The organism is Sphingobacterium sp. MYb388 (genome assembly GCF_037479535.1).
Taxonomy (GTDB): domain Bacteria; phylum Bacteroidota; class Bacteroidia; order Sphingobacteriales; family Sphingobacteriaceae; genus Sphingobacterium; species Sphingobacterium anhuiense.
In genome coordinates, this window is the sequence record NZ_JBBGYV010000001.1 from 310,812 (window position 1) to 324,292 (window position 13,481).

General features: G+C 34.6%; 12 protein-coding genes. 5 read left to right on the plus strand and 7 right to left on the minus strand.

Annotated elements, in window-relative coordinates:
- Nucleotides 1-17 precede the first annotated feature (17 nt).
- Together WH188_RS01445 and WH188_RS01450 are read left to right on the plus strand one after the other, a co-directional pair.
- On the plus strand, nt 18-809 hold the full coding sequence (locus WH188_RS01445; RefSeq protein WP_339423137.1) for a hypothetical protein: 792 nt from the start codon (nt 18-20) through the stop codon (nt 807-809).
- Nucleotides 810-1,077: 268 nt separating this feature from the next.
- Entirely contained in the window at nt 1,078-2,277 is a 1,200-nt protein-coding gene (locus WH188_RS01450; protein WP_339423138.1) for a hypothetical protein, read from the plus strand.
- 9 nt (nt 2,278-2,286) lie between these two features.
- On the opposite strand, the gene WH188_RS01455 is transcribed toward WH188_RS01450, so the two are convergent.
- Nucleotides 2,287-3,069 carry a patatin-like phospholipase family protein gene (locus WH188_RS01455; protein ID WP_021191549.1) on the minus strand — a complete coding sequence of 261 codons (783 nt, stop codon included), beginning with the start codon at nt 3,067-3,069 and terminating at the stop codon, nt 2,287-2,289.
- A 543-nt stretch (nt 3,070-3,612) separates the two neighbouring features.
- Here WH188_RS01455 and WH188_RS01460 point away from each other — a divergent pair.
- The 3 genes from WH188_RS01460 to WH188_RS01470 all read left to right on the plus strand — a co-directional run bounded on the left by WH188_RS01460 (nt 3,613) and on the right by WH188_RS01470 (nt 8,128).
- The gene (locus WH188_RS01460) at nt 3,613-4,494 is read left to right on the plus strand and encodes a GLPGLI family protein (protein ID WP_132843116.1); all 882 of its coding nucleotides are present in this window, start codon (nt 3,613-3,615) and stop codon (nt 4,492-4,494) included.
- A gap of 84 nt (nt 4,495-4,578) precedes the next feature.
- The gene (locus tag WH188_RS01465; protein WP_132843118.1) at nt 4,579-5,454 is read left to right on the plus strand and encodes a GLPGLI family protein; all 876 of its coding nucleotides are present in this window, start codon (nt 4,579-4,581) and stop codon (nt 5,452-5,454) included.
- Nucleotide 5,455: 1 nt separating this feature from the next.
- Nucleotides 5,456-8,128, plus strand: a complete 2,673-nt coding sequence (locus WH188_RS01470; protein WP_339423139.1) for a hypothetical protein — start codon at nt 5,456-5,458, stop codon at nt 8,126-8,128.
- A 20-nt stretch (nt 8,129-8,148) separates the two neighbouring features.
- Here WH188_RS01470 and WH188_RS01475 read toward each other — a convergent pair whose 3' ends face one another.
- The 6 genes from WH188_RS01475 to WH188_RS01500 all read right to left on the minus strand — a co-directional run bounded on the left by WH188_RS01475 (nt 8,149) and on the right by WH188_RS01500 (nt 13,469).
- Complete coding sequence (locus WH188_RS01475; protein ID WP_339423140.1) at nt 8,149-8,664, minus strand: STM3941 family protein; 516 nt, start codon at nt 8,662-8,664, stop codon at nt 8,149-8,151.
- A 33-nt stretch (nt 8,665-8,697) separates the two neighbouring features.
- Nucleotides 8,698-9,405, minus strand: coding sequence for a LytR/AlgR family response regulator transcription factor (locus WH188_RS01480; RefSeq protein WP_132843123.1), 708 nt, complete (start codon nt 9,403-9,405; stop codon nt 8,698-8,700).
- The gene (locus WH188_RS01485; protein WP_339423141.1) at nt 9,398-10,576 is read right to left on the minus strand and encodes a sensor histidine kinase; all 1,179 of its coding nucleotides are present in this window, start codon (nt 10,574-10,576) and stop codon (nt 9,398-9,400) included. Before WH188_RS01485 ends, WH188_RS01480 begins: the two co-directional genes overlap by 8 nt.
- Before the next feature lie 149 nt (nt 10,577-10,725).
- The gene (locus WH188_RS01490; protein ID WP_339423142.1) at nt 10,726-11,463 is read right to left on the minus strand and encodes a CPBP family glutamic-type intramembrane protease; all 738 of its coding nucleotides are present in this window, start codon (nt 11,461-11,463) and stop codon (nt 10,726-10,728) included.
- 377 nt (nt 11,464-11,840) lie between these two features.
- Complete coding sequence (locus WH188_RS01495) at nt 11,841-12,473, minus strand: DJ-1/PfpI family protein (protein ID WP_132771851.1); 633 nt, start codon at nt 12,471-12,473, stop codon at nt 11,841-11,843.
- A 21-nt stretch (nt 12,474-12,494) separates the two neighbouring features.
- Nucleotides 12,495-13,469, minus strand: a complete 975-nt coding sequence (locus WH188_RS01500; RefSeq protein WP_339423143.1) for a GlxA family transcriptional regulator — start codon at nt 13,467-13,469, stop codon at nt 12,495-12,497.
- Nucleotides 13,470-13,481: the final 12 nt, after the last annotated feature.

Sequence of the window (13,481 nt, forward strand, 5' to 3'; positions counted from 1 at the left end):
ATACAACCGAAAATAAGATGGATCGAACCAATTCTAACTCAAGTCAATTTCAGAGCTCGGATAATTTGCCGGAACCGAAACCTAAATCAAATAAAAAAACTATTTTTTGGGTAGTTCTCATCATTGCCTTACTCGCGATAGTATGTTTTATTGCTTTTCAATTTGGAGTTTATAAACAGCGTCAGGAAGTTTATACAGAAGAGATCGCATATCCCGCTGATAGTGTTTTTGTAAATGGATGGGCTAGTCAAGAAGATTATGCATATTGGAAAAATGCGGTTTTTACAATACCAGAATATAACGATATTCCTGTTCCATTTCAAAGGGCTATCGTAAAGATTTTTATGGACAATAAGTTCATGCAAAATGAAGATAACAATCAATATTTTTTCACAAAAATTAAAGATCGAGCACCTAAAGTAATTGCATATGGCAATTTTACTGGTCAAGGGGATAAAGAAATGGCTTTTCTACTTGAAAAACAAGATTTTGCCAGTAGTGCCATTTTCATTATAACTGATCAAGGTAATCTCCTGTACTGGAAAGAATTAAGTTCCGAGTTGCCGACCATCAAACGATTTGCAAAAGGCGCACTAATATATTTGAATGATATGAAGCTTGTTCCTGCACCAACTGATGGTATAATAAAGCAAAACAAAAACTCAAAATATGTGCTGATTTATAATCGTGAGACGAAAACCTTTGATGAACATTATCAATATACAGATGAGGATGTTAAAAATTCAAAACACGAAATGGAAGGTGATGAGGAAACAGTAGAAGAGGTCGATACCGCTGTTGTCGAATAGCCACAGTGTTTTAATGTATTTTTATAAAAAGCCATTGTTTGTAAAATGATACTTAACTATATATACTCATCAGTGCACCGAATGAATAAGGTCACAACTGAATCTAGCAATGAATTAAAATCATGTAATAAAGACTCGCAGATCGATTCGATAAAGGCTCATCATAAAGAGGGTCTATTAGATGGTAAATGAAGATGCCTCCAAAATATAGCTTCAGCATATCTTGAAATTAACACGTACTCTATTGAACTTTTATAAAAAATATACAATGAAATTACTTCACTATTATTTTATTGCTACTGTGCTATTGATATGCATTTCTCAAAGTGGAAGTGCGCAAAGCAAAAAAACGAAAAAAACAATAAAAAAGGAGATCCTTAAACCGATTAAGAAACAAATTGAACCACCGGTTGTGGTGGGAAAAATAACTGATTCTATTTTTGCAGAAGTGCCTCCTATGATTGCATCTCCGATAAAAAATAATGATCTAGAAAATGATATCGCTGACAATGCTAAAGCCGCCCGTGAGAAAAAGTCTTATGATAAACCCTTTCAATTTTGGCCATCTATAGATACGGTGATACATGAAGATTATCAGACATATTTGAAAAAGAAAAGATCGGCATTGAAAAACTATAGTACAGGTAAATTTTCGAATATGAATAAACCTATACTGAAGTCAGTAAATGAACTTTGCTACGTCTTAGAGAATAATAAAATGGACACGGTTCGTTATTATGGCGATGGATGGAACGAACGTAAAGTATATGATAGCAATGGCAATCTGACTCATCTTTATGTTATTTTTGAAGATGAGAAGACTAAGCAAGATAGTGCTTATCTCACTACAGAGTACTTTTACAGTGGAGCACAATTAAAACTAAAATTATATTTTTGGTGGGAGACAGGTCAAAAAGAAGCTGAAGAAGAACTGGAATATAATGACGAAGGGGAACTTTGGAAAGTATACTATACTTCTTTAGATAAAAACGGTGATGAAGTGATCGAGGAGGGCAGAGGCTTTCGGACGCTCTATAAGTACGAGGATCATAGACAGATTGAAGAAAATTATGAACGTGTCGAGGATGCTATGAATGAATTTGTCTTAAGTGAAACAATTTATAAAACACTTGGTAATGGCGGAGTGCTTATTGAAAGTAAAAAAGTAGAGTGGCCACAGAAAACTCCATCTATAATTACCCGTTATAAATACGATGCCAAAGGGAACAAAATTTTTTCAGGAGATCAAAACTCTTCTTACACCTATCAATATAATGAACAGGGGGATGTTGTCTCTTCCATTTACAAAACCGCAGATCCTAATTATGGTAGTACAACTACCTATTCTTATACATATGATCAGAACAAGAACTGGGTGATGAGAGAAGAGGTTGTTATTGATAAAGATCAAGAAACGACAACAGAAAAAGTGTTTTTATGGAAGCGCGAGCTTTCTTATCATGATTAGAACTAGCTATTAGCCGAGTTCTTTCTGGAGATTTAAAAATTCTTTCTCAAATTTTTTCGCATAGTTATATCCGAATTCATATATCTGATTCACTCTACTTGTGTCAAATGTTTTAAACTGATTGATTTCCTCAGGCTGTATAAATATATCGCAATCGCCAGGAGCTTCAGCCTTAATGTTTGAGGTTGTAATTCGGATAATACGTTCCACAATCTGCTTGTAGTTCAGTCGTCCTTCGGAACGGTTGACCGGATTCACATTGATGCCGATACTTTTATTGCATGTTGCTTTAATCTGCTCCACCGGAAAGTTATTTAATATTCCGCCATCACATAAGTAACGGTTATTTTTATAAGCTACCGGCTGAAATACCAGTGGAAAACAGCATGAAGATTTAATAGCAAAAGATAGTGAGCCTTGGTTGAAGATAAGAGACTCCGCATTGGTTAAATCTGTAACAGCAACATATAGGGGCATTTTCAAGCTTTCGAAGCTGTCGTGCGGAATATATTTTTTAATGATTTTTTCAAAAATATCTGCACTGAACAGGCCATCAGTTCTAATGGAGAAGTCGGAATAGGTGAAGAATTTTTCCTGTTTTACCAACTCCAATATCTCTAGCGGAGCGTATCCTTCAGCTATAAACGCACCGACCAAAGCTCCTGCACTCGCTCCTGAAATAGCATGAAGCTGTATGTTCAGTTCCTGAAGATATTGGAGTATGCCCAAATGGGCGATTCCTCTAAAGCCACCACCGGAAAGCGTAATTCCTATTTTGTTATTTACAATCATTTAAATTTTATTGTAAGAATTCCTAATACTAATAAAAAAAGCAACGATCCATATTCACTAACTATTGAATGTAGTCTGTTGTTAGATTTTAAGTAGGTTTTTCCAGGCTGTATTTAATTATTAAATTTCTCTTATCATTGATTTCCACATTTGCCAAGGATATCTTGACATATAAAACTAGCAAATAAAATCATACGATCAAAAAGCTGTTATCATAATGCTTGCTGTTCTACAATAAGACAAGTCTATTTTTTACTTTGCATTGATGTCTGTTATATAAGCCTACGGTTAGTCCGTGATCTTCATTGTACAACGACAAAGATGATGAGCTAAGCGCTATATATTCTATATAAATGGCTATAAAGATTATTATTAAACTGTTATAAGGAGATCACTAAATATTGATAATTATAAATGTGAAGACATGTGATTTGATTTTATTTATCAATGAATCAGTTATTTATATATTTATTTTATGATTTTCCTTAATGAGTATTTGTTAATTACGAATATTTCGTAAGTTTACAAATAAATCGTAAAATTATGAAGAAAATCTTATTAACCACATTCATTTCATTCAGCCTGCTCACTCTTCATGCACAAGAAAAGGCAATTGCTAAAATACATTACATCTTTAAGCATGTTAATGATACCACACAAAAAGACAAACATATACGTGATGAAGTTGCTACTTACCTTGGTAAACAAGCTAGTTATTACACCAGTTATTCTAGTACTAGAATGCAAGAACAGACTTCAAAAATACTATCAGCTCCGGATTTTGATGGTAATTTAGTGATTTCCAGATCGACTAGTGGTATCAAGGAATCTTATCTTTTAGAACCTTCGAAGTCCAAGATGGTAGAAGTAAAACGTGTTGCATCTGATGAGTTTTTATTAGAGACTACTTATCCTAAGCAGGATTGGGATATAGAAGATGAAACCAAAGTAATTGGTGGATATACTTGTCAAAAAGCAACTACAACTTTTGCTGGTCGTCATTACACCGCTTGGTTTACAACAGATATTCCTTTTTCTTTTGGACCTTGGAAATTGCATGGCTTACCAGGACTGATCTTGGCGGTAAGGGATGACAAGAGTGAGGTGGAATTTGAATATTCTGGCTTTGATAAATTAACTGATGATGTACAAGTGAAAATTGGAACTCCTGCAAATGCAATTTTGTCTAAAAAAGATGAAGTAGAGAAATTAGAGCAGGCTTTTAAGGCAAATCCCAGTGCCTATATGCAAACCAGATCTAGCCGCAGATCTACAGGCGCTGGTGTTTTTGTTAGCATTAGTGGCGCGAGTTCATCAGCTCCAGCTATGGATGCTTCAAAAATTAAATCGATGACTATTAAGAATGATGATGATTATAAGCCCTCTTCTGTGATCAATAATCCACTCGAGTTAAAATCGTATTAAAAACCCTAAAATTATTCGAATCGGAATATAATACTTTGGCTTCGTTACGCCTTATTCTTAATTCAACTGCTTTAGACCAAAAAAATGAAAAGAAATCTATTCATCGTATTGATGTTATTAACTGGGATCACTGTTAAGGCTCAAGAAAAGGCAATTGCGAAAGTTCACTACCTCTTTAAACACGTTAATGATACAACACAACGAGATAAATATCGGAGAGATGAAGTCGTAACTTATTTAAGTCCCCAAACAAGCTATTACACAAGTTATTCATCTACTAGAACACAAGAACAATCTGCGCAACAGATGGATGCTCTAAATTTTGATGGTCATGTTATTGTTTCGAAATCCACTAGCGGAATAAGAGAATCTTATCTTTTAGAATCCTCTAAATCCAATATGATTGAAGTGAAACGTGTAGCATCCGATGAGTTCTTGTTGGATGCAGTATATCCTAAACAAGACTGGGATATTCATGATGATACTAAAGTAATAGGCGGATATACTTGTCAAAAAGCGACAACGACTTTTGGCGGTCGACATTACACAACTTGGTTTACAACAGATCTTCCTTTTTCTTTTGGACCATGGAAATTACACGGCTTACCAGGATTAATTTTGGAAGCCAGGGATGATAAAAGTGAAGTTGAGTTCGAGTATTCTGGTTTTGATAAACTTGCTGATAGTGTTCAGATTACGATTGGTGCTCCGGTTGATGTTATTTTATCAGCACCTGAAGAGGTAGAAAAATTGTACAAGGCTTTTAAAACCAATCCAAAGGCGTATATGCAAACAAAATCGGGTGGTTCTTCCTCTGTAAAAAAGAGTGGAGTTTTTGTAACGAGCGACGTGCCATTTTCAACTATCGACCCTAATAAAATTAAATCGATATCTATTAAAAATGATGATAATTATAAACCTTCTTCGGTCACTAATAATCCTTTAGAATTAAAACCATAATATGTTATTAAGATCTCTTACTGTAATTTGCTATATACTTTGTAGTGCATGGGTTTTTGGGCAGCAGGTTGCCATTGAAGGAGTATTAGTAGATAAGGCGTCGGGAAAACCGTTAAATTATATCCATGTGGTACTGAAGTCAAGTGACCATAAATTGTTAACCTTTAAAGAAACAAATGAGAATGGGGCTTTTTCTTTAACTACATTGAAAGGTGTGGATGGAGCATATCTCGAGATCAACCACTTAGGGTATCATAAAAAAATAATTCCATTGACAGATCTTCGTACTAAAAAAACGATTGAACTTGAACAGAAAGCTGTTTTATTGGATGATGTTGAGGTCAAAAGTAGACCGAAGATCCGTCGAATCGGGGATACATTGTCTTATGATGTTTCGACGTTTGCAAAGGAAGAGGATCGTAGCATTGGTGAGGTATTAAAACGGATGCCGGGTATAGAGGTAGGAGATAATGGAAGTATTAAGTATCAGGGAAAAGCGATTTCGAAGTTCTATATTGATGGTGATGATTTATTGGACGATCGTTACGCGATTGGCACAAAAACGGTACCACATAAGATGGTGAAAGATATACAGGTACTGACCAACCACGAACATATGAAAGTGTTGAAAAATAAGCGTTTTACAGATAATGTGGCGATAAATCTGGTTATTAAAGACGATGCTAAGCTCAAGTTAACCGGTCAGGCTAAACTGGGAGCGGGAATGCCCAAGCAATATGATGCAGAAGTCAATACGATCTTGTTCAATAAAAAATATAAGGTATTGAATGTGCTGCAGGGAAATAATATAGGTAATGACTTGACTGGTGATTTTACTGGATTTAATCAAAGTTCCGTGTTTGCACAAATGGGGTATTCACCTATAAATAATTTGCTTGCTGTAGGGACTGTTGGTGGTCCTCCTGTAGCAAAATCAAATTATTTTATGAATAATACAGTGGCTTTAAATGCAAATAATCTATTGAATATAAAAAATGGTTTGCAACTGAAGTCGAATGTACAGCTCTTGTATGATAAGAATAATACCACTTTTCAAGGAAAAACAAGCTATTTTTCGGAAGAAGGAGATTTTGTATTTGATGAAAACCAATATACAGAAACAGCGGAATGGCTAGCAGCATTTCGGTTGTCATTGAACAAGAACATGGAAAAGCGTTATATCAATAATACGTTCTCGTTCGAATATGAAAAAGAAGATCGGCGCGCCACAATAGGGAGTAATGGAAATACTATTTTCGGGAATTTGAACCATAAAATTAGAGGCTTTTCTAATCAATTGGAATGGGTTCCTCAACTTAAAAATGGAGATATTGTGCAGATCAATTGGTATATGAATTACGCCAATAAACCACAGACCTTAGCTTTTTCTCCTGGTCTTTTTCCGGATATCTTTGCTTCAGGAATATCATATGAACAAACACTGCAACATGTTGAAGTTCCCACAATTTTTACGAATGGTAGTATCGGATATAGGCTTCCCAAAGGAAAGATCAAACAATACTATACGCTGGGGGCAATGATGGAAGACCAAAAACTCAAATCGGGTATTGATCTCAATAAAGAAGGAATTGTAAAGGCTACAGATGTTGATTCTACGGAGAATAATATGCACTGGAATCGTTCATCGTTTTCTGTCAATGCAGACTATGAATGGAGTATTAATAGACTAGCCACAAAGTTGAGTTTGCCTTTATCATGGCAACACACCAGTTATATTGATGACGGTTTTAGTATCGATAATAGCCAGAATAATCTTTTATTTAATCCTTCATTTTCAGCTCGTTTGCAAGTACACCAAGAGGATGAACTTAGTTTTTCTTATCAGAGAGGCAATACTTTTGGAACTATCGAAAATGTGTATCGAGGTTTACTGATTAGAAATTACCGGACTTTATCGACTAATAGTGGTGGGATCAATGAAAATAGGAGCAATAATTTTGGATTAAACTATAAGTTAGGTAAAACAATAAAACTGCTATTTTTTAATTTTGGATTGGGCTACAACCAATCCATATCAAGTACAATGTTTTCTAATGTAATCAATGAGGAGTCGACTCAAACACAGCTGATCGCCCAAGAAAATGAAGTGAAGTCCTATAGTGCTTCTGCTGGGATTGATAAATACATTTTTGCTTTATCGAGTACGGTGAAAATTGCTGCATCGTGGTCTTTGTCGGACTATAATCAGTTATTTAATGAGGAGATACTTCCATTTCAGAATACAAGTTATACGTTGAGGCCAAATATGGAATTTAAAATATGGAAGCAGTTGAACCTTTCTTATACTGGACAATTATCTTGGGTAAGTACGAAACAAAAGGGTGGATCTGATGAATTAAATAGAAATACATTTAATGCTTCACATCAAATGAGTTTACCGGTAAATCTATTTTCAAGCGTTCATTTGCGTTTAAGTGCTAGAAATACGTATTCCCATCAACCGGGATTGAAAGATTTTAATTATGTTTTCTTTGATACATTTTTACGCTATCGTCACAAGAAGTTGAAAACGGATTTTGAACTAAATTTGACGAATTTGGCAAATGTGAAGAAATTTGAAACCTATTACATATCGGCGAATATGCAGACTCATAATCAGTATGAACTACGAGGCAGGATGGCTGTTTTAAAAGTGGTGTTTAATTTTAAATAATAGTTGATCTAAAGGAAGTTTTACCCTTGACGGTTATTTTTACCCAACCTCGACCGCAGTAAGGTTAAAAGCTGTTGTTCTGAGATCGCTAAGACATCAACATCGATCCAAAGTAAATCTGGTTTTGACCTAAAAAGGCGACCTATTTTATTTAAAGCAGTTAAGTATGTCGTACGTTTAACTTGGTCATATTTTTTTTCGTTCCTAACTTTGATAAAGATTTGATTTTGGGTACGAAAAAAGCCAGATTCAAAACTTTGAATTTCTTCCCAAGGAATAAAAATGGATGTATCAGCGGTGTTATTTAATATACCTTGTTCCTCAATGCTTAATCCTGGTCGGCCATTTTTATGATCGATCCAGAATTTTATCTTGTGAAAATATAAAATATGTAAAGTTATGCATATTAAAAATATTAGTATGGGGGCATAGCTATTGGACGAGGTATAAAAGATGAAAAGTAATAGTACAATAAATGCAATACAAAGGAAAATGCCTGTCATAATATTGCTCTTCTTAAATTGTATATCTACCATAAGGATCTCTTTTAAATATTAAAATTATCTTTTTTATTTGATGCCCAATAAGGTGAAAAACTCCTCCTTTTTGTTTACAGCGATCGCTATTGATTTGCCATTGGTTAATTCGATCATATTTCCGGTAACTGTTTTTACAGCTTCTATGTTGAGGATAAACGACCGCTGAATACGAAAAAATAGTTGCTTATCAAGGATTTCTTCCATGGATTTGAGCGTAGCTTGTGTGGTATATGTTTTTTCGTAAACAACGATTTTTAGATAATCTCCTTGGGATTCAATGTACAGGATTTCGTGTAATAATATTTTCACTAATCTTCCTTCTGATTTTATAAATATACGATCAGGTCTTGCTTCTTGTATCTTTGGAGTTTTACCGGCCAATACACTTTCTTTGGCTCTATTTACTGCTTTTAAAAAGCGATCGAATCGAACGGGCTTAACTAAGTAATCTGTTACCCCAGCATCAAAACTATCCAATGCGAAATCACGATGTGCGGTAATAAAAATAATAACAGGTGGATTGACCAAGGCATTTACCAACTCCATACCATTAATTTTCGGCATCTGGATATCGCTAAACATGATGTCAACAGCATTACTTTGTAAATACAGCAATGCTTCTACAGGATCTCCAAATGAGCCGACAAGCGTAAGGAAGGGTATTTCTTTTACAAATGATTCTATAATTTCTCTACCAAGTGGTTCATCATCGGTGACGATACAGGTGAATTTATCCATAATTTGCTAAATCTATTTTTAAGTTGACGATAAATTTATTTTGTAAATGCTCTATTTTGAGTTCGTGTTTATTGGGATATAACAATTGAAGTCTCTTTTGTAAATTAGATAGACCGATACCACCAAAGTTTTTTGTCGGGACAAAGTCTTCAACATCATTCTCAAGATGAAAGTAAAAATGATGATCCTTAACTTTTATCGTCAAATATATAAGCTGTTCTTTATTATTTTTGAGACCGTACTTAAAAGCATTTTCAATACATGTAAATGTTAAGAGAGGAGCGATGTATAAACCTAATAATGCACTTTCTTCAGGAAGATCAAATTGGATCTTTTTATCTACCGGGTATCGCATTTTTTCGAGTTCACCATAGTTTTTTATAAATTCCAATTCTTTCTGCAAGGATACTTTTTCCGTGTTAGACTCATAAAGTGTATAACTCATAATGTCCGAAAGACTTACAATCACCTCTGGCGTAGTGGGATCTTTCTTAATTGCAAGACCATAGAGATTATTTAAAGTATTGAATAGAAAATGTGGATTAAGCTGTGCTTTTAAAAAATTCTTTTCAATATTGATATTCTCAATTTCTAATGAAGCTTTTTCGTTTTGAATTTTTAAGGTTTTACTGTATAATTTTGAAATTTCAAATAGAATTTTGACAAAAAAGAAAGGCGATAGAATTGAAATGACAATGAATGCTTGTGAAATCATGCGTTTTACAGATACGGCTTGTACGAACGACTGATCGGCACTCATCTTAATAGCATTCTTTAGTTCTCCATTTTCTATTTCAAAGCCCAGCGCATGGTAGATTAGGGAGAAAAAATAGGTAGTAGCAATCCAGATAAATAGCAATATCGGCAAACTAATGACTAGAAGTAAAATGATCTTATTCTTGCTACCGGATAAAATCTTGGGAAGTAACACATAAAAGAACAGATAGAAAACGAGCATATTAACGCTTGTCATCCTAATGGTTAGGATGGTAGCATTAAAAAAAGAGAGTTTATATGCAAGTATGTAGCTCAACAGCAATAAGATCGAAAAAGTGAACCACATGCAGACATGAAGTAAAATTCGACTGGTTTTGCTGTATAAACTATCAAAATCAAATTCAGCTATTTTACTTGTTAAATAACTAGATAAAATTCTCGTATCCTGTGACATGATGTTTGTTTAAATGATCAACCAAATATAGTTTTTTGAACGAGTTATAGGATTACTTTTCATATAAAAAGAGAATTGCTTATGGTGTTTACGATCGTTTATTAGCAGATTCATGATTCACCTATTGCCCTATTTCAGCATATGTTCCACTATAATATTCGTATCAGTGCATTCAATACATTGACCATGTTGTGGCCTATTATGGGATAAATCAGATTACCTGTAAATTTCCTTAGCAAGCCAAGACTTAACGAAGATATCAGCGTGAGGTAGATGATGGTTATGATATCAAATTTGAGTTGATGATCTTCCGTTAACACAAGACCATGTGCAACACTGAATAGCAGGGTCACGATAATAAATTCCCAGCCAAATGAGATGCCTTTGATATTCCATTGGGGAGTAAAAGCTTGATCAAGAAGCCAAAAGCAAATGCCTCTAAAAACTAATTCTTCGGTTAAACCTGGCATTGTAGCCTGGAAAGCGAATGTCTCAAGATCAAAATGACCTCCTTTAGAGAATAAGATAAATTTGAAAATCAAATCAAAAAGTAAGAATCCAAGGAATATGGATATACCGAATTTCACCTGTTTCTTTGCATTACTTTTCGAGGTGAATCCGATCTGCTCACGATGAGTTTTGCTTACCGAGAAAATGATGGTCAGCGATAACAATAAACTCAATATTTTACCGATCCATGAAAATTTAAGACCGATCGAATCAAGGCTAAAATATTGTCTGCTAAAATGTTGGATATAACAATCCGTTAAAAAATAGACGATAAAAAGGATTAAAAATTTTGTATTTACTTTTTTCGTTTTGGCAAAAGCAATAGCCATTAACGGTAGCATCAAAGAGATCCAAATAAGCGGTGTGAATAGTGACATATCTTTTAATTTTTCTTAAAAATATGTGAATGCAGCATTCGATGAAATTTCTACCGATGAAAAGGTGGAATCAGCCGATGGAAGGTGTTTTTTGATCGATAAAGGAATTGCATACAACGCTGATCAATGGTTTAAAGCACGATCAAAAAAGTTAGTAATGGGCAAAATCACTTCATGCGACATGAAGTGATTTTTAAAATAACCTAACTAGCTCTTCAAAAACTGAAAGTAAAATCCACAGGGTATGCGTTTAAAGGAATTGAGCAATCCTTTAATTGATGTTATTTTACTTGATGTAAGAAAGAATGGATAGGTGAAGTGATCATGTAAAGACTGTTTTTCAATCTTATACGATACGATTATCCAGGTAGGTGAGCTTAATGAATTTGCAATTCTGCTTTATACTCAAAAATTTCAATAATCTGTTGAGCCACATCCTGACCAAGGATATCTGTCACCATATATAAGGCTGCATCTATACCCGCTGTGATGCCTGCAGTAGTTAATAAGTCACCCTGATCAATATATCGAGGCCCTGTTACAACTTGACTGTCCGGATTTAGTTCTTGTAACAGATCTGTCATCATAAAATGACTGGTAATAGATTTTCCATCTAAAAGCTTAGTATTCGAAAGTAATAGCGCACCTGTACAAATACTGGCAATTACAGTATCACGTTGTGCCTGAGCTGTAACCCATGCTGTGAATCGGGATTCAAAATGCTCGTCTTTGAATAATTTGATAATTGTTTCAGGAAATGCTCCAGGTACGATAATCAGATCTGCTTGTGGACAATTATCAATTGTATAATTAGGAATAATTTGCATGGTATTGGATTCTGCAAATATAGGCGTAGTATCCAAGGCAACAGTATAACAATTAAAGCTGTTTGGTATTATTATATTTGCTTTTACAAATACATCTAAAGGTCCGTTTAGATCTAATACTTCTACTTGGTCAAAAACAAAAAATGCAATGTTTTTGATAGTTTTATCTTTGTTGATCTCCATTTTTGAAAAGGTATTTATGAATTAATGTTGAAATGTTTTTCGATACTGTATTGCACTAATTTTATAGTATTTATAAAACAGCTTGTTTAAGGAGCTGACCTGATCATAGCCGCATTGAACACTGATAATCGTTAAGGTGTCAGCAGTGTAAGCAAGTAGTTGTTTTGCTTTTTCTAAACGTATTTTTTCGATAAATTGTCCAGGCGGAAAAGAAGTTTCTTTTTTAAAGACCCGTGAAAAATTACGGGGACTCATGTTTACTGCGGATGCTAGTTGTTCAAGATTTAATGTTTCTTCAATACGTGCATTAGCATAGTGATAAACTTTTTGAACAAGTTCACTCATATTTTCAACAGCAGGTAATTCTTCAGAAAAAAGTGATTGATCCGAGAGTCTATGTGCTCCAAATACCAGATGTTTGGCCACCTGTATGGTTATGTCCCGCCCCACATCTTCTTCAACTAAATGTAATGCCAAGTTGATTCCAGAAGTGATCCCGCCAGAGCTATAGATATTGCCATCCTTTAAAAAAATAGATCGGGCGTCAACATGAATTTCAGGATACATACTTTTAAGCAGACCTGCATATTTCCAGTGTGTGGTCACTGTTTTATTTTTCAGCAGGCCGCTTTTGGCCATTAGAAATGTGCCGACGCAGATCGAAGCTAGGCGATTTACCTGCGGGTATATTTGCTTGAGCCATGTATAGGCCGTTTCATCAAGATTTTCAAATAAATTTGGGTGCGTGCCCGCAATGATCAAGGTATCTATAGGTGTTGTTATATTGAAAATACTTGCATCGCATTGGAGCTTGATACCTGAATTTGATGTGACAGTTTCAGATTTTAATGCCGACAGGTAATGAAGCTGATAGGGTGCGCCATAACCTACTTTTTTTAAAATCTCATTGGCCGTATGAAAGACATCAGTAGGTCCTGCTACATCCAATAATTGTACATCTGGTAATATCAAAATGGCAATATTTTTCTTATCCATGTCTCAACGTAA

Coding starts and splice junctions, on each gene's coding strand:
- WH188_RS01455 (WP_021191549.1), bottom strand. CDS start 3,069: ATGATTGTAAATAACAAAATAGGAATTACGCTTTCCGGTGGTGGCTTT.
- WH188_RS01445 (WP_339423137.1), top strand. CDS start 18: ATGGATCGAACCAATTCTAACTCAAGTCAATTTCAGAGCTCGGATAAT.
- WH188_RS01475 (WP_339423140.1), bottom strand. CDS start 8,664: ATGGTAGATATACAATTTAAGAAGAGCAATATTATGACAGGCATTTTC.
- WH188_RS01495 (WP_132771851.1), bottom strand. CDS start 12,473: ATGGAGATCAACAAAGATAAAACTATCAAAAACATTGCATTTTTTGTT.
- WH188_RS01470 (WP_339423139.1), top strand. CDS start 5,456: ATGTTATTAAGATCTCTTACTGTAATTTGCTATATACTTTGTAGTGCA.
- WH188_RS01500 (WP_339423143.1), bottom strand. CDS start 13,469: ATGGATAAGAAAAATATTGCCATTTTGATATTACCAGATGTACAATTA.
- WH188_RS01480 (WP_132843123.1), bottom strand. CDS start 9,405: ATGGATAAATTCACCTGTATCGTCACCGATGATGAACCACTTGGTAGA.
- WH188_RS01460 (WP_132843116.1), top strand. CDS start 3,613: ATGAAGAAAATCTTATTAACCACATTCATTTCATTCAGCCTGCTCACT.
- WH188_RS01465 (WP_132843118.1), top strand. CDS start 4,579: ATGAAAAGAAATCTATTCATCGTATTGATGTTATTAACTGGGATCACT.
- WH188_RS01490 (WP_339423142.1), bottom strand. CDS start 11,463: ATGTCACTATTCACACCGCTTATTTGGATCTCTTTGATGCTACCGTTA.
- WH188_RS01450 (WP_339423138.1), top strand. CDS start 1,078: ATGAAATTACTTCACTATTATTTTATTGCTACTGTGCTATTGATATGC.
- WH188_RS01485 (WP_339423141.1), bottom strand. CDS start 10,576: ATGTCACAGGATACGAGAATTTTATCTAGTTATTTAACAAGTAAAATA.